The sequence below is a fragment of the Xanthomonas fragariae genome (assembly GCF_017603965.1).
GTDB classification, from domain to species: Bacteria; Pseudomonadota; Gammaproteobacteria; order Xanthomonadales; family Xanthomonadaceae; genus Xanthomonas; species Xanthomonas fragariae_A.
The window spans coordinates 1227448-1253553 of sequence record NZ_CP071955.1 but is presented as its reverse complement, the minus strand read 5'-3'; the positions used below and the strand labels follow the sequence as shown (position 1 = coordinate 1253553).

At 61.7% G+C, this 26106-nt stretch carries 21 protein-coding genes, 3 other RNA genes and 2 pseudogenes; 19 read left to right on the top strand and 7 right to left on the bottom strand.

Translation table 11 applies throughout. The annotated features are described in order from the left end of the window. Window positions 1–24: 24 nt before the first annotated feature. The 16 genes and pseudogenes from J5I97_RS05790 to J5I97_RS05715 all read left to right on the top strand — a co-directional run bounded on the left by J5I97_RS05790 (window position 25) and on the right by J5I97_RS05715 (window position 15177). Window positions 25–573, top strand: coding sequence for a KdsC family phosphatase (locus J5I97_RS05790; RefSeq protein ID WP_208589976.1), 549 nt, complete (start codon window positions 25–27; stop codon window positions 571–573). Next, window positions 570–1145, top strand: a complete 576-nt coding sequence (gene lptC / locus J5I97_RS05785) for an LPS export ABC transporter periplasmic protein LptC (protein ID WP_088061755.1) — start codon at window positions 570–572, stop codon at window positions 1143–1145. The genes J5I97_RS05790 and lptC overlap by 4 nt, the downstream gene beginning before the upstream one ends. After that, a complete protein-coding gene (lptA, locus tag J5I97_RS05780; protein WP_208589974.1) occupies window positions 1123–1683 on the top strand; it encodes a lipopolysaccharide transport periplasmic protein LptA in 561 nt (186 codons plus the stop codon). Before lptC ends, lptA begins: the two co-directional genes overlap by 23 nt. Further along, window positions 1683–2402, top strand: a complete 720-nt coding sequence (lptB, locus tag J5I97_RS05775) for an LPS export ABC transporter ATP-binding protein (protein ID WP_208589967.1) — start codon at window positions 1683–1685, stop codon at window positions 2400–2402. The genes lptA and lptB overlap by 1 nt, the downstream gene beginning before the upstream one ends. Before the next feature lie 82 nt (window positions 2403–2484). Next, window positions 2485–3882, top strand: a complete 1398-nt coding sequence (locus tag J5I97_RS05770; protein WP_238135721.1) for an RNA polymerase factor sigma-54 — start codon at window positions 2485–2487, stop codon at window positions 3880–3882. Window positions 3883–3969: 87 nt separating this feature from the next. Then, window positions 3970–4287: a ribosome hibernation-promoting factor, HPF/YfiA family gene (gene hpf / locus J5I97_RS05765; protein ID WP_002802131.1), complete on the top strand. Its 318-nt coding sequence runs from the start codon at window positions 3970–3972 to the stop codon at window positions 4285–4287. 21 nt (window positions 4288–4308) lie between these two features. Further along, window positions 4309–4767 (top strand): PTS sugar transporter subunit IIA, encoded by a 459-nt coding sequence (locus J5I97_RS05760; protein WP_208589954.1) that lies wholly within the window; start codon window positions 4309–4311, stop codon window positions 4765–4767. Then, window positions 4764–5714 (top strand): HPr(Ser) kinase/phosphatase, encoded by a 951-nt coding sequence (hprK, locus tag J5I97_RS05755; RefSeq protein WP_208589952.1) that lies wholly within the window; start codon window positions 4764–4766, stop codon window positions 5712–5714. The genes J5I97_RS05760 and hprK overlap by 4 nt, the downstream gene beginning before the upstream one ends. Continuing rightward, on the top strand, window positions 5711–6583 hold the full coding sequence (rapZ, locus tag J5I97_RS05750) for an RNase adapter RapZ (protein ID WP_208589950.1): 873 nt from the start codon (window positions 5711–5713) through the stop codon (window positions 6581–6583). The genes hprK and rapZ overlap by 4 nt, the downstream gene beginning before the upstream one ends. A gap of 171 nt (window positions 6584–6754) precedes the next feature. Next, the gene (locus tag J5I97_RS05745) at window positions 6755–7147 is read left to right on the top strand and encodes a PTS sugar transporter subunit IIA (protein ID WP_208589942.1); all 393 of its coding nucleotides are present in this window, start codon (window positions 6755–6757) and stop codon (window positions 7145–7147) included. After that, window positions 7140–7409, top strand: coding sequence for an HPr family phosphocarrier protein (locus J5I97_RS05740; protein WP_005913389.1), 270 nt, complete (start codon window positions 7140–7142; stop codon window positions 7407–7409). Before J5I97_RS05745 ends, J5I97_RS05740 begins: the two co-directional genes overlap by 8 nt. A 58-nt stretch (window positions 7410–7467) precedes the next feature. Next, complete coding sequence (gene ptsP, locus J5I97_RS05735; RefSeq protein WP_208589940.1) at window positions 7468–9198, top strand: phosphoenolpyruvate--protein phosphotransferase; 1731 nt, start codon at window positions 7468–7470, stop codon at window positions 9196–9198. Between the two features lie 142 nt (window positions 9199–9340). After that, complete coding sequence (mgtE, locus tag J5I97_RS05730) at window positions 9341–10702, top strand: magnesium transporter (RefSeq protein ID WP_208589938.1); 1362 nt, start codon at window positions 9341–9343, stop codon at window positions 10700–10702. Between the two features lie 17 nt (window positions 10703–10719). Then, window positions 10720–10924 (top strand): annotated as a pseudogene (locus tag J5I97_RS05725) (phospholipase); the annotation flags it as partial. 227 nt (window positions 10925–11151) lie between these two features. Then, entirely contained in the window at window positions 11152–13095 is a 1944-nt protein-coding gene (locus tag J5I97_RS05720) for a hypothetical protein (RefSeq protein ID WP_208589934.1), read from the top strand. A 201-nt stretch (window positions 13096–13296) separates the two neighbouring features. Beyond that, entirely contained in the window at window positions 13297–15177 is a 1881-nt protein-coding gene (locus tag J5I97_RS05715) for a hypothetical protein (protein WP_208589933.1), read from the top strand. A 133-nt stretch (window positions 15178–15310) separates the two neighbouring features. Here the strand turns inward: J5I97_RS05715 and J5I97_RS05710 are convergent. Next, window positions 15311–15377, bottom strand: a non-coding RNA gene (locus tag J5I97_RS05710) — sX9 sRNA. Window positions 15378–15629: 252 nt separating this feature from the next. Next, window positions 15630–16859 carry a membrane dipeptidase gene (locus J5I97_RS05705; RefSeq protein ID WP_208589930.1) on the bottom strand — a complete coding sequence of 410 codons (1230 nt, stop codon included), beginning with the start codon at window positions 16857–16859 and terminating at the stop codon, window positions 15630–15632. 572 nt (window positions 16860–17431) lie between these two features. On the opposite strand from J5I97_RS05705, the gene J5I97_RS05700 reads away from it, so the two are divergent. Beyond that, window positions 17432–17507, top strand: a non-coding RNA gene (locus J5I97_RS05700) — sX9 sRNA. Window positions 17508–17525: 18 nt separating this feature from the next. Here J5I97_RS05700 and J5I97_RS05695 read toward each other — a convergent pair. The 4 genes from J5I97_RS05695 to J5I97_RS05680 all read right to left on the bottom strand — a co-directional run bounded on the left by J5I97_RS05695 (window position 17526) and on the right by J5I97_RS05680 (window position 22291). Further along, a complete protein-coding gene (locus J5I97_RS05695; protein ID WP_208589929.1) occupies window positions 17526–18911 on the bottom strand; it encodes an amino acid permease in 1386 nt (461 codons plus the stop codon). A gap of 968 nt (window positions 18912–19879) precedes the next feature. Then, window positions 19880–19955, bottom strand: a non-coding RNA gene (locus J5I97_RS05690) — sX9 sRNA. A 388-nt stretch (window positions 19956–20343) separates the two neighbouring features. Continuing rightward, window positions 20344–21285: a proline iminopeptidase-family hydrolase gene (locus J5I97_RS05685; protein WP_208589927.1), complete on the bottom strand. Its 942-nt coding sequence runs from the start codon at window positions 21283–21285 to the stop codon at window positions 20344–20346. A gap of 241 nt (window positions 21286–21526) precedes the next feature. Then, window positions 21527–22291 (bottom strand): LuxR family transcriptional regulator, encoded by a 765-nt coding sequence (locus J5I97_RS05680; RefSeq protein ID WP_208589921.1) that lies wholly within the window; start codon window positions 22289–22291, stop codon window positions 21527–21529. 193 nt (window positions 22292–22484) lie between these two features. Between J5I97_RS05680 and J5I97_RS05675 the strand changes: the two genes are divergently transcribed. After that, window positions 22485–23867: an APC family permease gene (locus J5I97_RS05675; protein ID WP_208589919.1), complete on the top strand. Its 1383-nt coding sequence runs from the start codon at window positions 22485–22487 to the stop codon at window positions 23865–23867. 27 nt (window positions 23868–23894) lie between these two features. Continuing rightward, a pseudogene (locus tag J5I97_RS05670) lies at window positions 23895–24190 on the top strand (hypothetical protein); the annotation flags it as partial. Window positions 24191–24295: 105 nt separating this feature from the next. Here the strand turns inward: J5I97_RS05670 and J5I97_RS05665 are convergent. After that, window positions 24296–26029, bottom strand: a complete 1734-nt coding sequence (locus J5I97_RS05665) for a type IV secretory system conjugative DNA transfer family protein (protein ID WP_208589911.1) — start codon at window positions 26027–26029, stop codon at window positions 24296–24298. Window positions 26030–26106: the final 77 nt, after the last annotated feature.

Sequence of the window (26106 nt, the reverse complement as noted above, 5' to 3'; positions counted from 1 at the left end):
CCCCGTTCTTACCGATTTGTGCCGATGCCCTATTCCCCTCTGCAACACCTGCCCGCCGACTTGATCGACCGCGCTGCGCACATTCGCCTGGCGTGCTTCGACATCGATGGCACCCTGACCGACGGCCGCCTGTATTACGACCATGCCGGCAACGAGAGCAAATCCTTCAATGTGCTCGACGGCCAGGGCCTCAAGCAGCTCGACCAAGCCGGCATCCATGTCGCACTGATCACCGCGCGCGCCAGCCTGTCGGCAGAAAAACGCGGCCAGGATCTGGGTCTGCATGTGCAGATCGGGGTCAAGAACAAGCGGCTCGCGGTGCTGGCCTTGTGCCAGGAGCACGGCTTGTCGCTGGACCAGGTGTTGTTCATGGGCGACGACCTGCCCGACCTGCCGGCCCTGCTGGCGGTCGGCCTGCCGGTTGCGCCCGCCAACGCGCACCCGTGGATCGCCGAGCGCGTGCAGTGGCATACCCGCGCCCGTGGTGGCGAAGGCGCCGCGCGCGAGGTCTGCGATGTGGTGCTTGCCGCGCAGGGCCAGGTCGAACGCATCATCGAAAGGTTTTCCGCATGAGCTGGAATTGGCGCACCACTCTGGGCGTTGTGCTGTTTGCCGCCGCCGTCATCTCCGGCTGGTCGGCGTGGCAACAGCGCGCCCGCCCGGTCGCAGCGGCGGTCGACGACTCGCGCGCCGATTACGTGCTGCGCGATTTTGAGTTGATCGCGCTGGACAAGCAGAGCGGTAAGGAGTCGATGACGCTGCGCGCGCCGGAAATGCACCGCAACCGTGCCGACCAGACTTCGGAAATCACCACGCCGGTGTTTCTGCTGCCCGACAACGCCAATCAACCCTGGACGCTGCGCTCCAAAACCGGCTGGATCAGCCCCAAGGGCGACGAACTGCGCCTGCACGGCGATGTGTCCGGCGACAGCCCGACCACCGGCAATACCCCGCCGACGACGTTTCGTACTCAAAGCCTGGACGTGTTCCCGCAGCAAAACATCGCCAAGACCGCTGCCCCGGTGAGCATGAGCCGGCCGGGTATCATGCAAAGCGGCATCGGCTTCGAGGCCGATCTCAAATCACGCCAGTACAAGCTCCTTTCTCAGGTCAAGACCCGATATGAACCGAATGCTGCCCGCTAAACTGGCGTTTGCCGCGCTGCTGTTGCCCGCGATGGCAATGGCCAAGACCAGCGATCGCAACCAGCCGATGGCGATCGATTCAAATGCCAACGATTGCAACATGCTCGACGACAGCGGCAAGTGCCGCTTCAGCGGCAATGTGGTGATCACCCAGGGCACGCTCGAGATCCACGCCGACAGCGCCGACATCTTCCAGAAGAACGGCCAGACCGACCGTGTGGTGCTCAACGGCAAGCAGGCCACGCTCAAGCAGCAGATGGACGACGGCGCCATGATGAACGGCAAGGCCGACACCATCGAATACCAAGTGGCCGACGAAATCATCGTACTGACCGGCAATTACAAGGTCGATTCGCCCAAGGGCACCAACGCCGGCCAGCGCATGGTCTACAACACCAAGACCGGCAATATGCAAAGTGGCGGCGATGGCAGCCGCGTGCGTACGATCATCCAGCCGAAGAACGCAGCGCCCGCTGCGGCTACGCCGGCAGCGGCACCGGCAGCCAGGCCCGCCGCAAAGCCGCAGGGGAAGAAGTAATGCTGGTCGCTACCGGTCTGCGCAAGAAGTACAAGCAACGCGAAGTGGTCAAGGAATTCAGCCTGACGCTCGAAGCCGGCGAAGTGGTCGGCCTGCTCGGCCCCAACGGCGCGGGCAAGACGACCTGCTTCTACATGATCGTCGGCCTGGTCGAGGCCGATGCGGGCCGTATCGAGCTGGACGGCCGCGACCTGACCGCCGAGCCGATGTATGCACGCGCAAAACTCGGCCTGGGTTATCTGCCGCAGGAGCCGTCGGTGTTCCGCAAGCTCACCGTGGCCGACAACATTCGACTGGTGCTGGAACTGCGCGACGAGCTGGACAGGACCGGCCGTGAGAAAGAACTGACCTCGCTACTGGAGGAACTGCAGATCGCCCACGTGGCCGATCAGCTCGGCGCCAGCCTCTCCGGCGGCGAGCGGCGCCGTTGCGAGATCGCGCGCGCGCTGGCGGCCAGGCCGCGCATGATGCTGCTCGACGAACCCTTCGCTGGCGTGGATCCGATTTCAGTCGGCGAGATCCAGCGCATCGTCATCCACCTCAAGAAACGCGGTATCGGTGTGTTGATCACCGATCACAACGTGCGCGAGACCTTGGGAATCTGCGACCGCGCGTATATCCTCGCCGAGGGAGGCGTGCTGGCACAGGGGGCACCAGACGCGTTGCTATCCAATCTCGACGTTCGTCGCGTGTATCTGGGGGAAACTTTCCGCCTTTGAGCGCGTCGCCGCGCCATCGATTTTTCCAGTCAGTGCCTGCATGAAAGCCCGGCTCCAGACATCGCTAGGACAGCAGCTGGTCATGACGCCGCAATTGCGTCAGGCGATCAAGCTGTTGCAGATGTCCACCACCGAACTGGAAGCGGAAATCGCCGAAGCAGTGGAGACAAATCCGCTGCTGGAGTGGGCCGACGAAGCCTTGCATGCGGCCGGCGACGCACCGGCCGAGATGGCATCGCCGTCCTCCATCGACGGCACCCAAAGCGACCAAGCTGCGCCTGTCGAGCGCGACGACGACTGGTCGCAAGACCAATTGCAGTGGACCGGCTCGGGTCGCGGCGGCAGTTTCGACGACGACGAATCCGGCGATGCCGCCGAGCGGGTGGCCGAGTCCGAAACCCTCGCCGACCACCTGTTGTGGCAACTGCATCTGTCGCCGCTATCGCCGCGCGACCGACAGATCGGCGCGTTGTTGATCGATGCGCTGGACGAAGACGGCTACCTGCGCGAACCGCTGTCGGCCATTCTAGAAACACTGGCACTCGGCCGCGCGGTGGACGAAGCCGAAGTGCTCACCGTACTGCACCATATCCAGAGCTTTGACCCGGTCGGCGTCGGTGCGCGCACCTTGGGCGAATGCCTGGCGCTGCAGTTGGCCATGCTCGATCCCGTTCCTCCGGGACGCGAGCTGGCGCTTAAGATCGTCGCTGGCCCGTTAGAGCGCCTGCCGCGCAGCGGCGTGGCTGGTCTGGCGCACGAACTCAAGCGCTCCACCGCCGACGTCGACCAGGCCGTGCAGCTGGTGCGCTCGCTGGACCCACGTCCAGGCAAGCAGATCGGCGAACTGGCACAGGACACCTATGTGGTGCCGGACTGCGTGATCTGGCGCCAGCGTGGCGTCTGGCGGGCCTCACTGGCCGGCTGCGCGCAGCCCAGGGTCACTATCCATCGCGGTTACGAAAATCTGATCCGCAGCTGCGGAGAATCCGATGCTGGTTACCTGCGCGGCCAGTTGCAGGAGGCGCGATGGCTGCTCAAGAGCCTGGAAGCGCGGGGCGAAACCTTGCTGCGGGTGGTGCGCTGCCTGTTGCAGCACCAGGCCGGATTTCTGGAATTCGGCGCACAGGCGCTGCGCCCGCTCACCCTACGCGAGATCGCAGGCGAGCTCGGCCTGCATGAGTCGACCATTTCCCGCGCGATCGCCCGTAAATACGTGCGCACCCCTCGCGGCACCATCCCGTTGCGCTCGTTCTTCGCCTCCGGCATCGATACCGACAGCGGCGGCGAGGCTTCCAGCACCGCCATTCAGGCAATGATCCGGCGCCTGATCGAGGCGGAAAACCCGCGCAAACCGTTGTCCGACGCCAAGCTGGCCGATCTGTTGAAAACTTCCGGCGTACCAGTGGCGCGGCGCACCGTTGCGAAGTATCGTGAGGCCATGAACATTTCCGCCTCCCACGAACGCGTACGCATCGCCTGACGTTGCAACCACCGCAACGCCGGCCTGCGCCGGGTAAGTCGGATCACCGGAAAGGTTCATTGGCCCACCGACCAATGGAGGTATCCGATGCGTATCGAGACGTATGGCCACCAGCTTGAAGTGACCCCCGCCCTGCGGGATTACGTAGCAAGCAAGCTGCAGCGACTGCAGCGCCATTTCGACCAGCACTGTGAAGTTCGAACGCAGCTGGCCGTCCGCAAGCCAGACCACCACGTGGTCGCCACCGTCAACCTTCCCGGTCGCACCCTGCACGCAGATGCCAGCGGTTCCACCATGTATGCAGCCATCGACCTGTTGGTCGACAAGCTCGACCGCCTGGTGCTCAAGCACAAAGAAAAGAAATGTGACCACCACGCCCGCGAGGTGCGCGACAATCTCGCATGACGCTTCCCGCTTGATGCCCTCATGCCTTTAACCGACCTGATGGCGGCCGTGCGCACCATGGTGTCGCCGGCCGCCGATCACGACACCGTTCTGCATACCGCCGCCTATCTGCTGTCCTGTCGCCGGGCCGGTGCCGATCAACTTTATGTCGGTCTGTGCGAGCGCCAGGCCCTGGGCAGTACCCCCATCGGCCACGGCATCGCCATTGCGCATGGGCGCTGTCCGAGCCTCACCGAACCGCGCGGCGCACTGCTGCGGCTGGACACGCCAGTGGCCTTCGGCAGCGGTGAACCGGTGGATCTGGTCTTCGCAATGGCCGTGCCTGCGCATTACACCCATCAACACCTGATGCTGCTGTGGGAACTGGCTGAGCGGTTCTCCGATGCCGAATTTCGCCAGCAGTTGCGCGCCGCGCCCAACACAGATGCCTTGATGGCGCTACTCGCCGACGCACCGCCCCCACAGGCCAGCGCGGCATGAATACCAGCATTACCGCACGCGAATTGTTCGATCAGCAGCGCGACAAATTGGCACTGCGCTGGGTCGCCGGCCAGCACGGCGAGCACCGCGAAATCGAGGCCGGCAGCAACAATGCGCGCCGCCCATCTCTGGCCGGCTACCTCAATGTGATCTACCCTAACAAGGTGCAGATTCTGGGCACCGAAGAACTGGCCTGGCTGGACTCGCTGGATGCGCGGCAGCGCTGGGAGACCATCGAAAAGATTATTCAGGTGCAGCCGCTGGCGCTGGCGATCAGCAAGAATCAGTCGTGCCCTGAAGACCTGCGCGCGGCTGCGGACGAATCCAATACGCCGTTGTGGATCTCGCCCAAGCGCGGCCACGAACTGCTCAACCACCTCTCCTACCACCTGGCGCGCACGCTGGCCCCACGGGTCACGCTGCATGGCGTGTTCATGGAGATCTATTCGATCGGCGTGCTGATTACCGGCGAAGCCGGCTCGGGCAAGAGCGAGCTGGCGCTGGAACTGTTGAGCCGCGGCCACCGCCTGGTGGCTGATGACGCGCCGGAGTTCACCCAGATTGCGCCCGATGTGCTCGATGGCACCTGCCCGGAGCTACTGCAGGACTTGCTGGAGGTACGCGGTCTGGGCGTGTTGAACGTGCGCGACATGTTCGGCGACACCGCCGTGAAGAAGAACAAATACCTGCGCCTGATCGTGCACCTGACCCGCCCGATGACCGAGCCCATGCCGTCCGGTTATGAGCGTCTGACCGGCGATTCCGGCAGCCGCCATGTACTGGATCTGGATGTGCCGCTGATCACCCTGCCGGTCATGCCCGGCCGCAACCTGGCAGTGTTGACCGAAGCGGCCACGCGGCTGCATATCCTGCGCACCAAGGGCATCGACCCGGCCGCGATGTTCATTGCCCGCCACAGCAACCTGCTCGAGCGACGCACGCCATGAGTATTGCGCCCTCTACGCTGGTGATCGTGAGCGGGCTGTCCGGCTCGGGCAAGTCGGTCGCGTTGAAGACCTTCGAAGATCTTGACTACTACTGCTCGGACAATCTGCCGGTGGAGCTACTGCCGGATTTCGTGCGCAGCCGCCTGCGTGGCAACCCGCTCGGCGACCAGCGCATGGCGGTCGGCATCGATGTGCGCAGCCGCAGTGATCTGACCCAGCTTGCGCAATGGCGTCAGGCCGCGCAGGAATACGGCATCGAAGCGCGGCTATTGTTTTTCGAAGCCAGCGACGAGGCCCTGATCAAACGCTACGCCGACACCCGTCGCCGTCATCCGTTGAGCCATCTCGGCCTGGCGCTACCGGAAGCGATCACCCGCGAGCGTCAGTTGACCGATCCGTTGCGGTCGCAGGCCCACGCCATCATCGACACCAGCGCGCTCAACGTGCATCAGTTGCGTCGCCGTGTGGTCACCGAATTCGCGCTCGGCAGCAACGATCGCTTGTCGCTGCTGTTCGAATCGTTCGCCTACAAACGCGGCGTGCCGGCCGAGGCCGACTTCGTGTTCGACGCGCGCGTGCTGCCCAATCCGCACTGGGACCCGGAGCTGCGCCCGCTCACCGGCCGCGATGCCGGCGTGCGCGACTATCTGGATAAACAACCGGACGTGGTGCGCTACAGCGCGCAGATCGTGGATCTGCTGGACACTTGGCTGCCGCGGCTGCGCAACGATACCCGCAGCTACGTGACCATCGCCTTCGGCTGCACCGGCGGCAAGCATCGCTCGGTGTATCTGGCCGAACGCATGGCACGACATGCGCGCGAGCAAGGCTGGCCGGAAGTGGCGACGTTCCATCGCGAACAGGATTGATTTGGAGCGCCAAAACCGGGGACCCGGGAAAAGCGCAAAGCGCACAACGCGGTGACCACCTCAGCTATTGCGACAAGCATGCGATAAAGCCGCTCTCCCGGTTCCCAGGTCCCGGTTCCCCGGTCACGTTGCTTCTTCCCCCCTGTCATCCCGACCTGTTAACGTTTCGACATGGCCTGTGGCATTCTCCTCATGACTCATCCCGGCATCGGCGCGGCGTTGTTGAACGTGACGACGGGGCTGTTGCGGCACTTGCCGCTGAAGACCGAAGCATTCGATGTGCCGTTCGATGCAGACCTGGACGCATTGCTGCCCCGGGCCTCATCGGCGATGCGCCGGGTCGACAGCGGTGACGGCGTACTGGTCATGACCGACCTGTATGGCGCCAGCCCCAGCAATCTCGCCGACCGGTTGGCAAAGCTGGGCACGCCGGTTCGCCGGGTGTCCGCGCTGAGCCTGCCGATGCTGTTGCGGGTGATGAACTACCCCGAACAAGGATTGCAGGAGCTGCCCGCCACCGCGGCAGCAGGCACCCGCAACGGAGCGATCATCGACGATGCTTGAACGCGAACTCATAGTTTCCAACCGACTGGGACTGCATGCACGGGCAACCGCCAAGCTGGTGCAGACGCTGTCGTCCTATCGCAGCAACGCCACCCTGGCGGCCAAGGGCCGCGAGGTGAATGCCAAGAGCATCATGGGCGTGATGCTGCTGGCCGCAGGTCAAGGCACCAGTGTAGTGGTGCGGCTGGATGGCGAAGACGAAGCCGAGGCCTTGCAGGCGTTGGTGGATCTGTTCGAGCGTCGTTTCGACGAGGACAGCTGAGCATGTGCGGCGTCGGTGCAGCCACGAGCGACCGGACGCGGCTGCACCAAGGCCGCGCATGAGTCTGCGCTTGCGCGGACACGGTGCGTCGCGCGGTAACGCACTCGGGCGTGCGCGCGTGCGTCAAAGTCACACGCTGGAAGTTGCCGAACAACGTGTGCCGGCCAACCAGGTGGAAACGCAGCTGCAGCGTCTGCACGTGGCCATCGAAGCGGCGCGTACCGAAATGCAGCAATTGCGCGATCGCCTGCATGGCGCACTCGCGCGCGAAGTCGGCGAATTTCTCGAGCTGCACGCGCTCTTGCTCGACGACCCGGAACTGCTGCAAGGTTTGGATGAGTTGATCCGCACCCACCGTTACAGCGCCGATTATGCCTTACGCGTGCAGCGCGACCGTTTGGCAGCGGTGTTCGATGGTATGGAAGATGCCTACCTTAGAAGCCGCATGGACGATCTGGATCACGTCATCGGCCGCATCCATGCGTTTTTGCACAAGCGCGCGCCCGACCTCAAGGGCGTGGCCGGCGAGATCCTGGTGTGCGACAACGTGGCACCGTCAGAGCTGGCGCAGCTGCAGGCGCAGGGCGTGGTCGGCATCGTCACGACTGCCGGCAGCGCACTGTCGCATAGCGCGATTTTGGCGCGCAGCCTGCACCTGCCGTTGGTGGTCGGGGTCAGCGATGCGGTGCAGCGGATCGACGATGGGGATGTGCTGATCGTCGATGCAGGCTCAGGCCAGGTGATCGTCGACCCCACCCCCGAGCATCTGCGCGACTACCGCGCGCGTCTGCGCGCGCTGGCCAAGGAACAACGCGAGCTGGGCCGACTGCGTTCCAAGCCCACGCGCACGCGCGATGACGTCGATATCACGCTGCTGGCCAACGCCGAGTCGCTGGAAGACGTGGCCAAGGCACACGCGCTCGGCGCCAGTGGCTTGGGCTTGTATCGCACCGAATTCCTTTTCCTGCAGCGCAACGAGCTACCGGACGAAGACGAACAGTTCCACACCTATCGCGACACCGTGCTGGGCATGAGCGGCCGCCCGGTCACCGTGCGCACGCTCGATCTGGGCGCCGACAAGGCCGACCGCACCGGGCTGACCTTAAGCGACGAAGACAACCCGGCGCTGGGCTTGCGCGGCGTGCGCCTGTCGTTGGCGCGCCCTGCGGTGGCGAAGACGCAGTTGCGCGCAATCCTGCGTGCATCCGGCTACGGCCCGGTACGCATCCTGGTGCCGATGATCAGCGGCCGCGAGGAAATCCAGCTGCTGCGGCGACAGATCAAGAAGCTGGCCGCGCAATTGCGCGAACAAGGCCACGAGATCGCCGAGCACATTCCGCTCGGCGCGATGATCGAAGTGCCTGCCGCGGCGTTGGCGTTGGATTGCTTCATCGACGATATCGACTTCCTGTCGATCGGCACCAACGATCTGGTGCAATACCTGCTGGCGGTGGATCGCAACAACGAGGCACTGGGCGAGCTGTATTCGCCGTTGCATCCGGCCGTGCTGCGACTGATCGCGCATGTGATCGCCACCGGCCGTGCGTACGGCAAACCGGTGGCGGTATGTGGCGAGATCGCGGGCGACCCGCGCTTTGTTCCGATGCTGCTGGCATTGGGGCTTACCGAGTTCAGTCTGCATCCGGCGACATTGCTGGAAGTTCGCCGTGCAGTGCGCGACATCCACCTGGGCGAGCTGCGTGTGCAAGGCGAAAAACTGCTGCGCGCACGCGATCGCAAGGGCATCGAGAAGTGGTTGGCCGGCGTCGCGCAGGGTCTGCTGCGCTGAGTGGATGCGTCATCGCACAGATGATGTTCAAGCGTCGAGCGATGTCACTGTATGTTTCGTCACCATGCGCAAGCGATAATGGCGTGCTGATCCAGCACCGCGTCTTGCCCCAGGGCGCGTCCATTTTTCCGGAGAGCCGCGCATGGCCGAAGCCGTCCGCCACGACAAGACCGCGCGCCAGCTGCGATTGCTGTCCGACGCGCTGGATAGCGGACGCTTAGGGCCGGTACGACGGCTGGTCAATACGCTGGCGCCGGCGGAGATCGGCAACTTGCTCGAATCGCTGCCGCCCGGCAAACGCGAAGTAGTGTGGGGGCTGGTCGACCCGGAAGACGACGGTGAAGTGCTGCTGCACGTCGGCGATGAAGTGCGCGAAAGCCTACTGGCCGACATGGACACCGACGAGATCGTGGCTGCGGTCGAAGACCTGGACATCGATGATCTGGCCAATCTGGTCGAAGACCTACCCGACACCGTCATCGACGAAGTGCTCAAGTCGATGGACCGCGAGAACCGCGAGCGGCTCGAGCAGGTGCTGTCGTACCCGGAGGACACCGCCGGCCGCTTGATGAACCCGGACGTGGTCACTGTGCGCGCAGACGTCAATGTCGATGTGGTGCTGCGGTATCTGCGGCTGCGCGGCGAGTTGCCCGATCACACCGACCACCTGTACGTGGTGAGCCGACGTCATCAATACCTGGGCCGCGTGTCGCTGGCCGCGTTGGTCACGCATGAGGACAACACGCCGGTCAATCGATTGATCGACGACGAACAACCGGCGATCGATGTCGGCGATGGCTCCGACGAAGTCGCACGGCGCTTCTCGGATCACGACTGGATCTCCGCGCCGGTGGTGGACGACAACAACATCCTGCTCGGCCGCATCACCATCGATGACGTGGTCGACATCATCCGCGAGCAGGCCGAACATCAGGCCATGAGTGCGGCTGGTCTGGACGAAGACGAGGACATGTTCAGCCCGGCGCGGCGCGCGTTCCGGCGCCGCCTGATCTGGCTGAGCATCAACCTGTGCACTGCGTTCCTTGCCTCCAGCGTGGTCAGCCGATTCGAAGGCACGATCGAGAAATTGGTGGCGCTTGCGGCGCTGATGCCGATTGTCGCCGGCATGGGCGGCAACGCCGGCACCCAGGTGTTGGCGCTGATGGTGCGCGGTCTGGCGCTGGGCCAGATCGGCTCGTCCAACGTGATGACCCTGCTCAAGAAAGAGCTGACCGTGGCGCTGATCAACGGCGTCGTGCTCGGCGTGGGACTGGGCCTGATCGTGCTGGCTTGGTTCCGACAACCGATGCTGTCGCTGGTGATCGGCACCGCGCTGACCTTGAACATGCTCACTGCCGCGTTTGGCGGTGTGCTGGTGCCGGTGACCTTGAAACGGCTGGGCTTCGATCCGGCATTGGCCGGTGGCGTGATATTGACCACGCTGACCGACGTGATGGGCTTCCTGAGCTTCCTTGGCCTGGCCACGCTAATTCTGCTGCACTAGCCATCGGGTTGGCCATCGCGCTGAGCATGCTGCCGCAAGCGCCAAACGAAGAAGAGTGGTTGGCATCAATGCGCGCATGGCGATCTCTGCGTTGGACGCGGCCAGTGCCGCCTTCAATGCCGATCCGCAACGCACCTATCGCACTGGCATCGGATTGACGGCTATTGCGCCTGGGAAGTTGGGTTGATGCAGCCGCAGTGTCTTGCCGCGGTCGGGCCGGTTCGGGCGGGTGTGGTCGTCATGCCGATGACTTCAAACCCCGAGCCGTCGCTCGACACACGGTGCCAGCGCGCGCCTTGAACACTCACGTTAGTGTTCGGCAAACCCGCTACGGCTTCGCCATCTGCGCACCGGGTGTGCGATCGATCGATCACGATGCTTGATAATTACTTGAGAGCTGGATCGGCAGCGCTCCGACCAGATGGAAAGCAAGCTCGTGCGTGGGGCAAATGCGCGAGAGCTGGCGGTGTTCAGCGGCTATGCCTGCGCCGCATCAGCTTGACAAGATCCAGCAACGAGCCGTCTTTTTCATCATGAAGCGGAGCGAAAAAATGGTGAGGCCAAAGAGCAGCAATCGTCGGACGCATGCCCAGAGCACCTACCAAAGCCTGCCAGAGCAGTCGACTGGCCGGCCGGCGAGCCCGGGCGATGCTCCGGCCGGAATGCCGTCGTCGGCAGCGCCCTCTGGCGTCCTCGGCGAACTGACAGCTCGACCGACTAAACTCCGTCGCACCGAGGCATCTGCTGCGCGTTCGGTGCCGGGATCGGGTGAGCTTCTGGCGCCGAACGGCACATCGATACCGTTTCCCTTCGCGCTGCATTACGACGACCTGCCCCCCAACAGGCATGTTCCTCATCCCCAACTTCGGCGCGCGGATGCGCATGGGCCCCAGGGGACAACAGCGCAGCAGCCTGCTTTTGAAGACGTCGTAGTTCATGAACAACGTCGGGCGCTAGATAATCGTCCATCGACCTCGGGCCGTAAGCGCAAAGGCGTGATTAAAGGCGTGACCGGGTCGTCAGACTCCAGTCTGCCTTATCGAGACGACACGTCACTCATCAAGCGATTTTCAGACGGTGCCAAGGGGGAATACAGCGTCAATACCGTAAAAATTTACTCCAGACTTTTTGAAGTTTTTAGCGCCTGGCTCAAGCAGCAGGACAAGGGTGGTCTGCAAGATCGGCTCTTCAAAGACGAGCTAATACTCGATGCCAGGAAATTCCAAGAACAGACTGGCAGCACTAATATGATCGCAGCACTGAAACATCTGCGTTCCGTGGAATCCCACGGAACGGTAACGATCTCCGCTCAACACCGATATGTGATTCCTGAAGGTGATAAAAAACTCATCAATGATGCACGTTCTGGTATCTCTCACCAATATTTATCCAGATTGCGGGCGTTCAGTGCATGGCTTCATGCCCAGGGTAAAAAGGGATTGTGCGAAACGGACAGACTGTACTCCCAAACCTTGATGGATGACGCCCACGCCTTCTCAAAAACCGGCATGGCAGGCAGTAACAGGTCAGTGTTGGCGCTGGATTACCTGCAGGCCTTTTACTGTGCCGGAGCAACGGATATCGTGGAAATGCGTAAAAGGCGTAAAAGGCGTAATATCCACGAAGTCGACTACCAACTCAGCGAGCAATTTAAAGCTGCTTTTTCGGCGTCCGGCCGCGATAAAAAATACGCTAAAGGGAGATCCTATGGCATTATACTGTCAGAGCGTCTGATGCGATTCAGCGCTTGGCTAAAGGAGAACCAAAAGGGTCCGATGGCATCGCGTTTGCACGACCAAACGTTGGATGACGATTTGAAACTCTTCACCTATGGCCAGACACCAAATCACCACAAGTGTATGAAAGGCATGCTGACGCAAGTGCGCACGATGTTGCCTCCTGACGAGCAGTTGCCCGGCCTGGGAAGCAGAGCTGAACCGGCGGAGCCTTCTTATTCCTACATGTTTCCACTCACTCCTGAGGGTGGTTGGCCGCAGGCGGCTGAAGGCGTCTGGATTCCCGATACGCCAGAGCAGGAGGTGACGGGACCTGCGTGGCCAGCCCAGCCCGCTGCGTCGAGTCCCCCTCTTGAATTCGATGGGGGGGGCGCACTGCGTCAAGCGAATGTTTTGTTGCAGGGGCATCAAAATTTGTCGCAAAAGCATCCAAGCAATTGGGATCTCGATGACTTTTCTGATCAGTTCATGGGGCATTCGTTGTCCGCCCAGCCCGGGGCGTCGATTTCCAACATTCCATTCGACTGGCAGGCAATGCATCCAGCAGCGACAGAGCCGCATCACTCCACCGCTATGCCGCAAGCGTCGATATTGACCCTCGACGAGAATCACACTGGGCTCGACTGGAACGATGGTGAACGGCGTGTTCCCGAATGACTATTGCATCATGGAGTTTACGATCGGCAGATGTTCGTCTCCGCAAGGTGGAGTAGTGCGTCGCGCTATCCCGGGCACGGCCGACACGTGAAACCAGCCCCAACTTTAGCTGTCGGTATTCAACGGATATCCCTGAGCCGCATCAGCTTGGCGAGATCCAGGAACAAGGCGTCTTTTTCATCACGAAACGGAGCGAAGAAAATGCAGATCCACAAGAGCAGCAATCCTTGGACGCATACCAATCAAAGCACGCCAGAGCAGGCCACTGTCCGGCCGGCTGGCGCGGGCAACGTTGCGTCCGGAGTATCGTCTTCCTCAACGCCCTCCGGCGTCCTCAACGAACTGGCAGCTCGACCGACTAAGCGCCATCGCGCCGAGGCATCTGCTGTGCGTTCGACGCCGGCATCGGGCGCACCTCTGGCCCCGAACGGCACATCGATACGGTTTCCCTTCGCGTTGGATTGCGACGACCTGCAACCTAACAGTCATTTTCATCATCTTCGGCTTTGGCCTGCTGATGCGCCTGAGCTCCAGGGCGCAACAGCGCAGCAGCGTGTTTTTGAAGACGCCGCAGTTCATGAAGCACCTCGGGCGGCAGCCAATCGTCCATCAACCTTGCCCCGTGGGCCAGCCCCGTTCGCCAAGCTAAGCGGCGACATTCGAGACGGGACCGTGTTGTCAGGCTCCAACACACCCTATGAAGACGACAGGGCACTCATCGCGCGGTTTGTAGATGGCGCCGAGAAGGGAGATAGCAACTTCACCACCACAAGAATTTACAGCCACGCATTGATACGTTTTAGCGATTGGCTCAGACAGCAGAACAAAGGTAGTGTGGAGGAACGACTTTTCAAAGACAAAGAAGCGCTGGAACAGGATGCATCGAATTTTCAACAAGGAAACAAACGCAATCTTGTGACCTCAGCACTGAATTATCTGCGTACCATGGCAGTTGCCACCGACGGAACGGTAAAGGTCGGGGGTTACCCCCGCCATCAGGTTCCCGACGAGGATACACAATTCATCAATGCTGCGCTTTCTGCTAAACACCGGGAGGCAAGCGCGTTGCGCGCGTTCAGTGCATGGCTGCATGCCCAGGGTAAAAAGGGATTGTGCGAAACCGGCAGACTGCACTCCCAGAGCTTGATGGATGACGCCAATGCCTTCGTAAACACGCGTATGGCGAACAGTAGCAGGTCAGTGTCGGCGCTGAAGCACCTGCAGTCCTTTTACCCTCCCGGAGCGACGGATATCGTGGCAAGGCGTACAAGGCGTAATATCCACGAAGTCGACCACCAACTCAGCGAGCAATTTAAAGCTGCTTTTTCGGCGTCCGGCCTCGATAACCAATACGCTGACGGGAGATCCTACGGCAGTAAGATATCAGAACGTCTGATACAATTCAGTGTTTGGCTAAAGGAGAACCAAAAGGGTCCAATGGCATCGCGTTTGCACGACCAAACGTTGGATGACGATTTGAAAATCTTCACCTATGGCCGGACACCAAATTATCACAATTGTATGAAACACATGCTGACGCAAGTGCGCCAGATGCGTCCTTCTAACGAGCAGTTGCCCGACCTGGGAAGCAGAGCTGAATCGGCGGAGCCTTCTTATTCCTACATGTTTCCACTCACTCCTGAGGGTGGTTGGCCGCAGGCGGCTGAAGGCGTCTGGATTCCCGATACGCCCGAGCAGGAGGTGACGGGACCTGCGTGGCCAGCACAGCCCGAGGCGTCGAGTTCCCCCTTTGAATTCGACTGGGAGGGCGCACTTCATCAAACAGATGTTTTGTTGCAGGGGCATCAAAATTTGTCGCATTTGTCGCAAACGCATCCAAGCAATTGGGATCTCGATAACTTTTCTGATCAGTTCATGGGGTCTGAGCAGTTCATGGGGCATTCGTTGTCCGCCCAGCCCGGGGCGTCGATTTCCAGCTTTGCGTTCGACCCGGATGCACTGCAGCCAGAAGCCATAGAGCGGCAGCACTCCACCGCTATGCCGCCAGCGTCGATACCGACCTTTGACCAGAATGACACTGGGCTCGACTGGAACGATGGTGAACAGCGTGTTCCCAAATGACTATTGCATCATGGGGTTTACGAACGGCAGATGTTCGTCTCCGCAAGGTGGAGTAGTGCGTCGCTCTATCCCGGGCAAGGCCGACACGTGAAACCAGCCCCAACTTTAATCGCTCTCCGCAATCATTAAGAGCGGCTAACAAAACGTAGCGAGCAGTCGTCAGGTGGGCGCGGAGGAATCGGAGTGTACGCCTAGTACATGCCGACTCCGAGCACCGGCCACGCCCGCTTGGCGGTGAGCGCAGTCGTTTTATTAGCCGCTCTAACTGCCTCGCTTGCACTGCAACGCGATATTACGCCCAGCGCGCAATGCAGCACGCATTTTTTGGAGGCGAACGAGGTCGGAACAAGGCTGCAGCATCGACGCGCCCGGCTCTGGTAAGAACGTGCCGGCGCGCGATTGACTGCCCAACGCGCCACTCTCCAATTCGGACGCAGGTTTGCTGGGCAACGCTACGGCCGCACCCGCTCCCAGACCCGTAGGAAATTGCCGCTATAAACATCGACAATGCGTTGGGCAGGCCAGCCGGCATCGATCATCGCCTGCGTGAGCTTGGGCAAATCCGCGCCGCTGCGCATACCCGTCGGCAGGCTGGAAATGCCGCCATCGAAATCGCTGCCGAAACTCAAGTGTTTCCACGGATCTGCAACCATACCCATGTCGGCGATCTGTCGGGCGAAGGCTTCATAATAGCGAATGACAAAAGCCAGATCGGCATCCATATTCGGCTTGCCGTCAGCTAGATAGGAATGTTGCAGAAAGTACGGCGCCAAAATGACGCTGATGCAGCCACCGGTCTGAACGATGGCGCGGATCGCCTCGTCGTCGAGTCCCCGGTCGAGATGACGCGACGGCCGCGTCTCGTCGCCACGGGTGACGCTGCGCGATGCGCCATGCGAGGCGAAGGCGGGCACATTGCGCCGCGCGCAGATGCCGCAGGCGTCGATAATCCCTTGGCTCGACGTATGGGAGAGATCCAACAGAAGCCCAACATCGATGCAGCGCTCCACGACCTCCTTACCGAACTCCGAGAGCCCCCCGCCCTCGATACTGCGCCACGGATTGAGCGGCGCATAGCCGGCCTGGGATATGTCGGTATGGCTGAAATGGTTGAGCGTCAAATAAGCGGCGCCGGCCTTCGCAGCGATTTCCAGGCGTTTCAGCCGCAGCGCCTGGCTGCTGATACCGCGTGGACCAAGCATATGCGCGCCTTCCAACGACAGAATGGCGCAGCAGAGACCTTCGGCTCGAATCGCGCGCACCTCAGCGGCGCTGCGTGCCAGCCGCATCCGACCCTCGCTTGCCGCCACCACCGCCTCGACATAGCGCTGATGATCCACCCAGTTTTTCCAAGGATCGAGAAAAGGCAGGGCAATGAGGTTCTCCCATAGCGCGTGAGCGCTGAAACAGGCGCCGCCGTAACCACCCGCGAGAAAGTCTGGACCGCTCACATGGTACATCAGCGGTTGATTGCGACCTCTCGGCGAGGTCTTGTTGATCAGCCAGATTATCAGAGAGCGTCGATGCGCCTTCCAATCGCCTTTCCAGAAGTCGCAACCGACCAACCGCGACAGATAAAGAGAGTCGAGATGCGTGTCGATAGGATAAGCCAACGCATGCAATGCATCCAGCGTGTGGGCGGCAGGCAAGACAACCGAACTCTCAGGCGAAACGGCATTCATGGAGGAAATCCGGCAATGAATTCTGAAAAAATTAAATAATGCGCTTTTTTAATTATCTGATAATAATCAGATATTATCTGAGCTACTTGATGGGACGAGCATAATCTACCAAATTATAGTAACTGAACAAAATCGACAGATCCATAAACTCTCCCGTCTGATGGGAAGCAAACCGCAAGACTGCGCGCACGTTCTCGCTTCGACGGTGTGCAGAAGCTCACTGCAGCCTGTTTTCGCCGCTGTATGACCATTCGCCATGTAGCTCCAGTCAACGTGCTCGACTGCTCTCAGGCGATGACGCGGTCGACCCACTCCGACGCGATGCCGCAAGCCGCGATGGAATTGACCCGACACACATGATATTCGCCGCCAATGCCCGAATGTTCGTTCGCAGCTGCTCTGGTGCCGGTAGATTGCACAACGCGTCCGCCTCGATCGCCACGACGCTGCGTGCCTGGACGGCGCGCAGCGCGATCGACGACACACCCGACGCGCCCGCTTCCCCACTTGGAGCGGCTAACAAAACGACTGCGCTCACCGCCAGGCGGGCGCGGCCGGTGCGCGGAATTGGCATGTACCACGCGTACACTCCGGTTCCTGCGCGCCGTGAACACCCACCTGACGACTGCTCGCTACGTTTTGTTAGCCGCTCTTGGACCCACACGTTCACGTCCGGCCATGTAAGCGTCGCGCCACTTCGCTGATCACGGCAATAGCAGCGGTCAAACCGACCATCGACAGGAACTGCCCGCGCGTATCGGCCGAGGACGCCAGCAATACGAAAATCACTGCCAGGATCACCAGAGCCAGCACCGTCAAGAACGGGTAACCACGCATGCGGAACGGTAGCGTGATGCCGGCGCGGTCCGCGCGTGCGCGCAGGATCAGCTGCGACAACAGCGAGATCGTCCATACCAGCAGACAGGTGGCGCCAACGATGTTGAGCAGCATCGGCAGCACCTTGTTGGGATACAGCAACTCCAGCGCTGCTGCTGCGAAGCCGAACAACACGCTGGCGATCACCGCCGCCAGCGGCACCTGCTCGCCGCTGGTCTTGCCCAGCAGCCGCGGCGCTTCCCCACGCTGTGCCAGCGAGAAGATCATCCGCGACGCGCCATACAGATTGGCATTGAGCGCAGACAGCAACGCCACCACCGCGACCAGCGTGATGGCGGTGGACGCACCGGGAATGCGGGCCACGTCCAGCACGGCGGCGAACGGCGAGCTGAGCGCTTTGCTGGTCCACGGCACCACCGCCACGATCACACTGATCGAGCCGATGTAAAACACCAGGATGCGCCAGGCCACGGTACGAATGGTACGTGCCAGGCTGCGGCCGGGGTCGGCGGTTTCCGCCGCGGCCACCGCCACGATCTCGGTGCCGCCGAAGGCGAACACCACCACCAGTAAGGCCGCGCCGATGCCGGCCAGGCCGTTGGGCGCGAAGCCGCCGTTCTGGGTGACGTTGGACAGCCCGGGCGAGGTCACGCCCGGCAACCAGCCTGCCAGCAAGGCCATACCGATCAGCAGGAACACGATGATCGCCATGACCTTGAGGATGGCGAACCAGAATTCGAACTCGCCGAAGTTGCGCACTCCCAGCAGATTGATCGCAGTAAAGGTGGCCATGAACACCAGAGCCAGCAACGGCACCGGCAACACCGGCCATACCGAGGAGAGCAAGCCTGCCGCGCCGACCGCTTCGGCCGCGATCACCACCACGATCTGCAGCCACCACAACCAGCCGACCGTCGCACCGGCGGTCGGCCCCATCGCATCGGCCGCGTACACCGAAAACGCACCGCTGGCCGGCTTGGCAGCCGCCATCTCGCCCAGCGCGTTCATCACGATGATCACCAGCGCGCCGGCGATCAGATACGACACCAGCACCGCCGGCCCGGCCGCGTGGATGCCCACGCCGGAGCCGAGAAACAGCCCGGCGCCGATCGCCGTGCCCAGGCCCATCATCATCAATTGCCGCGGTTTCAGCGCGTGGCCCAATGCAGGGGTGGACGGAGCGGCGGGACCGGGAGGCAGGGACGGGTGCGGCATAGGGTTGGTCGATTGGCAGGAATCGCGACACGATACCGCGTCGCGATGGCGCAGTAATGGCCTAGGCACGACGCACGCTTGGTAGCGGGTCGTGCCGGGTCGTTTCGACCACTGGACGGTGCTGCCGCCCTTGGACGACAGCCGCATCTGCTCAGCAGCACCGAACGCATGGCCAAGCACCCGACCCTGCAGTTGGCAGCCGGCAGCCCTCTACCGCCGCGAGCCGTCGAAGGCCGCGTCGTCGCTCGAAAGTGGATGTGGACGCCTGTCCGCTGCATCGCGCCCGTCCTTTCCTTCGCAGCCCTGCGTACGCGCAAGCAAGGCGCGCCTTGCCCAGGCGTCGGCGACGCCGGATGTACGCAGATACACAACCTGCATATCCAAGGTGAGACACGATGATTCCCCTGATTCCACCTACCAAGGTACCGTCCGCACGGCAGCAACGCCGGATCGCGGGCATCCACCTGCTGCAGGCGCCGCTCCAGTTTGCTCGTCGCTCGATACGCCCTCGCGATGCAACTATTTTGAAGCGAGCGCACAGCGCCGCAGAGGTAGCGTCGAACATACGACGTGGCTCCTTCCGCCGCCGACGCCGAATTATGGGACATCCCGGCGCAGGGCTACACACCTTGCTGCTGCGACCGACATCGCCCGCGAATGTGCAGGCGCACGACTTATCGGCGGCGACGCGCGTCATCGCTGTGAAACGGACGCGGCAGCTGCGCAGCGGAGACAGCCGCGCGGCGTCCGGCACCGAGATTTCCCACTATCCGATGCGAGCACGCCGGACCAGGCATTCGAGCGCGGCGTGATCGCACCACTGGGATACGCCAAGGCCGACGCAAACGCACGATCGCTTGCGGATGCCGCAAGGACGCGGCTTTGTCGTGCGTCTCCTCCGTGTAAATCACAAAGTCTGCATTTAGATAGCCACTTATTATATTTATGAATCCAATCAGATTTAGAGCGGCTAACAAAACGTAGCGAGCAGTCGTCAGGTTGGTGCGGACGTCGCGAAGGAACCGGAGTGTACGCCTGGTAGATCCCAATTCCGAGCACCGGCCGCGCCCGCCTGACGGTGAGCGCAGTCGTTTTGTTAGCCGCTCCTAGTTTGGATCGATGCACACAGGCACTGGCGATGCGTGTGTGTCTATGCAGATGACAGCTTGCGTAGCGATCGTTACTGGGTTGGAAGGCACTTTGGGCGCTCCCGATAAGACGCAGGCATCTCAACGGATGTGCAGGTCAGTACGCAGTCGGCGTTGCTACGTGCTGCTGCACAGCACGTGCAAACGTTACTGCAAGGCATCAGAGCGGTGCACCAGCGACTGCGTAAAGGTCGATCGAAGCAACAGATGCCTCAGCGGGTACCTGCGCCAAGCAAACCAATCGGCAGAACGCACACCTCTCACATGCGCACGCCACCAGTCACTCACACGGCGCGATCGGCCAGGGCCGAGGAACGCACCAGCTGTCCACCGGACCAGGGCATTTGATCGTCCAGGAAGTTGCCGACCAGGCGCATGCAGGCAGCGCGCTCTTCCACGTGCGGCATATGGCTGGAATTGGCGAACACATGCCAGCGTGCGTCCGGAATCAGGCGCGCATACGGTTCGACGGTTTCCGGTGTGGCCTCGTCGTACTTGCCCGATAGCACCAGCGTGGGCGCGGTAATGAGGTGCAGGCGCTCGATGATGCTCCAGTTGCGCAAGCTGCCTATCACATGGAATTCGGTAGGGCCGTTCATAGCGTGATACACGGTGGGGTCGGCATCGATGGCGGCGAAGGTGCGCGCCACTTCAGCAGGCCACGGCAGTACGCGGCACACATGCTGCGCGTAGAACGCTTGGCTTGCGGCACGGTAGGCCGGATGGTCCAGGGTGCCGGCAGCTTCGTGCTCGTCCAGGGCGGCCTGAATATCGTCGGGCAGGCGTGCACGCAGACGTAGCGCAGCGGCACGCCACAGACCCATAGACGCCGGCGAATTGGCAATGACCAATGTGCGCAGGCCGACCGGCCTGCGCACCGCATGCTCGGCGGCCAGCATCCCGCCCCACGACTGGCCCAGCAACGCGTATTGCGATAGCCCCAGGTGCGTGATCAGGGTGTGCAGCTCGTCCAGAAACAACCCGACCGTCCAGAAGCCGGGATCGGCATTCGGCAGATGTGTGGAGTTGCCATTGCCGAGCTGGTCGTAGTGGATCACCGCGCGCCCGCTGGCTGCCAGATCCTTGAAGCTATCTACATAGTCGTGGGTGCAACCCGGGCCGCCGTGCAGGACCAGCAGCGGGCAGGCATCCGGGCGCAGGTCGCCGGTAATGCGGTACCAGGTGCGGTAGCCGCGGAATTTGACGTAACCCTCAGTGGACTGCATGACCTGCGCCTGCTTACGGCAATGATTAACCCCGAGCCTAGCGATCAGGCTGACTGGCGTTAACTGGCAAATCTCACAGGTTTGACGTGTTTTCGGAGGCCCGGTGGCGCTGGCGGACGATCGGTTCAGCCAAATGTGCTGCCCTGCCGAATTGAGCAGGATTTTGGGCGAGCTTGAGGCGGATTCCGATCGAGCTGCTCGGTTCAACTCAGTGCATCTATCGCAATAAATATTTCCAGTGTTATGGCTCCAGCAACCGGTAGTGCATACCGCGCACGACCGCTTCGACGCGATTGCGCGCACCCAGCTTGCGCGCGGCGGAGTTCAGATGCAGGTTCACCGTGGCGGTGGAACGATTCAGCGCAGCTGCAATGCTCTTCGCAGTCAGCCCCTTGGCCGAGTACTGCAGGCACTCGCGCTCGCGACGGGTCAAGACGATGTGGTGGCAGCGGCGCTCGTGCGGATCCAGCAACTCCTGCGCGCGCGCCTGGAAGGTGTGGGCCAGCAACAGGAACGGCGACAGCTGCGCCACGGCCAGCCGTGGCGCCTCGGCGGCGACGGCATCGACTGCGCCACTGAACGTTGCGAATGCGCCGCCGGGCAGATGCAGCGGGACGGTGACACCGGTGCCCATGCCGCTGTCGCACAGATATTGCGTCACCTGGCGATGCTGTCCACCGACGTATTCAACCCCCGCTCGGTCGCCATCGGTGCGGTACGACCACACGAAAGGCGTGGTGCGCCGCGTCGCACGCTGCTGAACGGGGTCATGTTGGTAATACCCATGCTCGCACCAGACATGCTGCATGTCGCCCGGCGCGTTGCGTTGTATGAACACCGTTGGCGTAATCAGCGCGCCTTCCATGCTCAGCGGTACCGGCGCGTAGTCGTAGACAAGCGACTGGAAACCAAGCGCACAGACATCGCGAAATACCCGATCCAGGCAGCCATTGAGCGTATGCAGCGCCTGCAGATCGCGGCCCAGGCTGGCCAAAGTGTCGAACATGGTGGCTCCTTCGGTGCCAGCACTTGCCACTGGGTGACATCCAGCATGGAAAACCTAGCACTTTTACCAATGGATAGGCTTGCCGGCCGCATTACCGTCACAATGCCGGTCAGGTAGCTGCAACGCAACATCAGCGCGCAAGCGCCTCCCCGCGCCTGCTTACGACCAGGCAATCCTCTCAGCGGACACATGCATGACCGACACACCACACCGCGACGATACGGCCACGCTGGAATGCTTTGGCTACGCGCAAGAGCTCAAGCGGCAGCTCACGCTCAAGGATCTGCTGATTTACGGGCTGGTGTTCATGGTGCCGACGGCGCCGTTCTCCATCTTTGGCGGCGTGTTCGACATCAGCTCCGGGATGGTGCCGCTGATCTATCTGGTCGGCTTCGTGACGATGCTGTTCACCGCCTTGAGCTATCAGCAGATGTCGCAGGCGTTTCCGGTGGCTGGCTCGGTGTACGCCTATGTGGGGCGAGGATTGAGCAGCGGCATGGGGTTTTTGGCTGGCTGGGCGATCCTGCTCGACTATTTGCTGGTGCCGACGCTGTTGTACGTGGTCGGCGCCAATGCGATGCACAACGTGTTGCCGGCGGTGCCGCAACCGGCGTGGATCGCGTTTTTCGTCGTGCTCAATACTTTGGTCAATCTGCGCGGCATCGAAACCACCGCGCGTGCCAATCGCTTTTTTCTGTTCGCGCAGCTGATAGTGCTGGCGGTGTTCCTGGCGCTGGCGACGTTGGCGATCCAGCGCGGCGTCAATGGCGCGCACTGGAGCTCGCATCCGTTCTACAATCGGCAGGCATTTTCGCCGCAATTGATCTTCAGTGCGTTGTCGGTGGCAGTGGTGTCGTTCCTCGGCTTTGATGCGATTTCCACCTTGTCGGAAGAAGCGCGCGGCGGCAATCGTGTCGTTGGGCGCGCCACCTTGTTGGCGCTGCTGATCGTGGCGGGTCTGTTCGTGCTGCAGACATGGCTAGCGGCGCTGCTGCAGCCGGACTTACAGCGCTACCCCAGCGCGCAGGCGTCCAACGATGCGTTCTTCGAGATCGGGCGGCTGATCGCGGGGCCTTGGCTGCAGATCGTCATTGCGCTCACTGTGGCGATCAGCGCTGCGATCGCCAATTCGTTGGTCGCGCAGGCCGCCACATCGCGCCTGTTGTTCGCCATGGCGCGCGACCGCCAGCTGCCGGGGTTTTTGCGCTACATCCATCCACGCACCGGCGTGCCGCAGCGCGCCATCTTGCTGGTTGCCGGCTTGAGCATGGTGTTGGGCGAAGTGTTCGTTGGCCAGATCGCGCTGCTGTCTTCGCTGTGCAACGTCGGCGCACTGACCGCATTTATCCTCCTGCATATCGCGGTGCTGTGGCATTTCCGCGCGCAGGGCCGTCTGGTGCTGCACGGTGTGGTGCCATTGATCGGCATCGTCATCCTGGCTTATGTGCTGATCAATGCCGATCGGCACGCGCAATTCGGTGGCACCACGTGGATGGCGGTGGGCCTGGCGGTGCTGGCCTTCCTGAAAATCAGCGGTCGCTCGACCGAGTTCCGCGCGAGCGATGCGTTGAAATAATGCCGACATCCCTCGGTACCCAGCGATATGCTGTATTTGGCGCTATTTTCCGCTGTTTCAGACTCTGCACTCACCGCGCGCCCCTCCCAACGGAGATGGACGCAGCGCCGGTCAGCACCGCGCCGCAAACGGCCAAGCTCGGCGCGGCGACATTGCAGTCGGCAAGTTTACGTGGCGGCATCTTGCCTACACGCATGGCGCAACTCAATGCGCCCACCAGCACCGAAATCAGTCGTGTGCGTGAGCGCCGCATTGCGCAGGTCAAACGAACAGACCCGATACGCCACCGCAACCCAGTGGCGATTTTTTCGCCACCCATCTCGACAGCGTGATGCGCCGTGGCTCGCGCGCAGATATGCACAGCCTTACGCAATGTCCATCCACAGGGACTGTGGAAAAAACGGCATCCAGGATCGACAGGCCTGGCGTTACTTCGCCGCCTGATCCCGTGCCAGTGCAGGCACCGTCACCGGGTCCATGATGCGGTTCTTCAGCACCTTGTCCTTGAAGAACCAGTTCTTCTCGCACAGGATCGGCTTGCTGCCTTCGAAGAACAGCAGCTCGTTGTCGCCGGGCAGCTCCTTGATTTCCTGCGGCAGCATCAAGGCGCGGCGTTCTTCGGTGTAGCTGTAGGACACGTTGCTTGTGCCGCCGCCGCGGCTGGTGGAGCGATTGTGCTTGCGGATCGTTCGGTAGCCCAGCATATCGCTGTAGGCGTTGGCGTCTTCCTGCTCGCGGGGTGGGAACGCGATGCTGGCGGCGTGGTTGGTCATGAAATTCTGAGCGTCGTCGGCGCCATAGGTGGCACGCAATTGCGATTGGCTCTGGATGATGCACAAATCGCGCACGCCATAGCTGGCCGAGATCGAGATGCGCTTGGCCCATACATCGACCCGGCCCATGGCGGTGAATTCGTCCATCAGCATCAGCATCTGGTACTTGAGCTCGGGGTCTTCGTGGAGCTGTTTGTCGAGATTGTTGCCGATCACCGAACTGAAAAAGATATTCAGCAGCTTGCTGCTTTCGTCCAGTTTCTGAGTCGGGATAATGACGTACACAGTGGTGAGGCGTTTGCGGATCGCAGCGACGTCGATGTCGGTGGCATTGGTGGCCGCTGCCAGGATCGGGCTCAGAAACTGCTGCAGCGGCGCCTGCATGGTGGCTATGACCGAGGAGAAGGTCTGCTCGGCCAAGCCGGCCAGTGCGTTGAAGGTCGAGCGCGTCTGCGGGCTGATGTAACTGTAGTTTTTATTGGTGAGAATATTTTTCAACAGGTCGGCGGTGCTCTCGCCACCGTCACCGCCGCTGGAGAAGCGCAGGATGCGCTCCAGACTGGGAAAGAGCGGGCTCTGGTTGGGATCGTCCACGCCATCGAAGCCCAGGTTGCGCCTGTGGTCCCATCGCTCGAACATGAAACAAGCGAACGCCACGAACGCAGCGCGTGGCTGGGTGACCCAGAAGCTGTCTTTCCCTGGTTCGTCCGGATACAGAATCGCGGCCATGGTCTGGATGGAGGCGATACGCTCGCGTGGATCGTCCGGCACCAGCGTGAGTGGATTGAAGCGGTGGGTCCTGCCATCGGTGGCATACGGCGCCCAGACGTAGATCTGTTGACCTTGCGAGGCGCGCCACCCGCTGGTGGCCTTGAACAATTCGCCTTTCAGGTCGAGCACCACCATGGACTGTTGGTAGGTCAGCAGCACGGGGATGGCAATGGAGGTGGTTTTGCCCGAACGCGTGGGTGCCACCACGATGACGTGCAGCGCACCGTTGATGTAGATATAGCGGCCCTTGAGTTTGCCGACCAGGATGCTTTCCGGCTTTTTGTCCAGCATTCCGGCTTTTTTCAGATCGGCGACGGTGGCGAAGCTGGCGTCTCCGTGCAGGGATTGCTGTTTGCTCTTGAGCATCGGGATCAGCAGCAGCGCCCAACCCAGCAGGGGCAAGCCGAAGCCGAGGATGCCGCTGATCTTGATGCGCAGGACATAAGGCTTGACCTGCGGCAGATCGAGCGCCTTCCAATAGTCCAGATACGTCGTGGCTTTCAGCGGCACCTGCACCTTCAGCAGCGCCAAGGCGATGAAACCGGACAGGTACATCCCGGCAACCAATGCAAGGATCGACACGATCGCTGCAACGCCCACTTTTCCCTTATTACTCATGCATCCATCTCCCTATATCGTTGCGTCCGACACGTGCACGGCGCACGCCGGACTCGGCAGCTCCCACCACGCATCGC

What these genes read in the sequence shown, in the direction of transcription:
- J5I97_RS05790 (WP_208589976.1), top strand. Translation starts at nt 25, where the DNA reads ATGCCCTATTCCCCTCTGCAACACCTGCCCGCCGACTTGATCGACCGC.
- lptC (WP_088061755.1), top strand. Translation starts at nt 570, where the DNA reads ATGAGCTGGAATTGGCGCACCACTCTGGGCGTTGTGCTGTTTGCCGCC.
- lptA (WP_208589974.1), top strand. Translation starts at nt 1,123, where the DNA reads ATGAACCGAATGCTGCCCGCTAAACTGGCGTTTGCCGCGCTGCTGTTG.
- lptB (WP_208589967.1), top strand. Translation starts at nt 1,683, where the DNA reads ATGCTGGTCGCTACCGGTCTGCGCAAGAAGTACAAGCAACGCGAAGTG.
- J5I97_RS05770 (WP_238135721.1), top strand. Translation starts at nt 2,485, where the DNA reads ATGACGCCGCAATTGCGTCAGGCGATCAAGCTGTTGCAGATGTCCACC.
- hpf (WP_002802131.1), top strand. Translation starts at nt 3,970, where the DNA reads ATGCGTATCGAGACGTATGGCCACCAGCTTGAAGTGACCCCCGCCCTG.
- J5I97_RS05760 (WP_208589954.1), top strand. Translation starts at nt 4,309, where the DNA reads ATGCCTTTAACCGACCTGATGGCGGCCGTGCGCACCATGGTGTCGCCG.
- hprK (WP_208589952.1), top strand. Translation starts at nt 4,764, where the DNA reads ATGAATACCAGCATTACCGCACGCGAATTGTTCGATCAGCAGCGCGAC.
- rapZ (WP_208589950.1), top strand. Translation starts at nt 5,711, where the DNA reads ATGAGTATTGCGCCCTCTACGCTGGTGATCGTGAGCGGGCTGTCCGGC.
- J5I97_RS05745 (WP_208589942.1), top strand. Translation starts at nt 6,755, where the DNA reads ATGGCCTGTGGCATTCTCCTCATGACTCATCCCGGCATCGGCGCGGCG.
- J5I97_RS05740 (WP_005913389.1), top strand. Translation starts at nt 7,140, where the DNA reads ATGCTTGAACGCGAACTCATAGTTTCCAACCGACTGGGACTGCATGCA.
- ptsP (WP_208589940.1), top strand. Translation starts at nt 7,468, where the DNA reads ATGAGTCTGCGCTTGCGCGGACACGGTGCGTCGCGCGGTAACGCACTC.
- mgtE (WP_208589938.1), top strand. Translation starts at nt 9,341, where the DNA reads ATGGCCGAAGCCGTCCGCCACGACAAGACCGCGCGCCAGCTGCGATTG.
- J5I97_RS05720 (WP_208589934.1), top strand. Translation starts at nt 11,152, where the DNA reads ATGCGCGAGAGCTGGCGGTGTTCAGCGGCTATGCCTGCGCCGCATCAG.
- J5I97_RS05715 (WP_208589933.1), top strand. Translation starts at nt 13,297, where the DNA reads ATGCAGATCCACAAGAGCAGCAATCCTTGGACGCATACCAATCAAAGC.
- J5I97_RS05705 (WP_208589930.1), bottom strand. Translation starts at nt 16,859, where the DNA reads ATGAATGCCGTTTCGCCTGAGAGTTCGGTTGTCTTGCCTGCCGCCCAC.
- J5I97_RS05695 (WP_208589929.1), bottom strand. Translation starts at nt 18,911, where the DNA reads ATGCCGCACCCGTCCCTGCCTCCCGGTCCCGCCGCTCCGTCCACCCCT.
- J5I97_RS05685 (WP_208589927.1), bottom strand. Translation starts at nt 21,285, where the DNA reads ATGCAGTCCACTGAGGGTTACGTCAAATTCCGCGGCTACCGCACCTGG.
- J5I97_RS05680 (WP_208589921.1), bottom strand. Translation starts at nt 22,291, where the DNA reads ATGTTCGACACTTTGGCCAGCCTGGGCCGCGATCTGCAGGCGCTGCAT.
- J5I97_RS05675 (WP_208589919.1), top strand. Translation starts at nt 22,485, where the DNA reads ATGACCGACACACCACACCGCGACGATACGGCCACGCTGGAATGCTTT.
- J5I97_RS05665 (WP_208589911.1), bottom strand. Translation starts at nt 26,029, where the DNA reads ATGAGTAATAAGGGAAAAGTGGGCGTTGCAGCGATCGTGTCGATCCTT.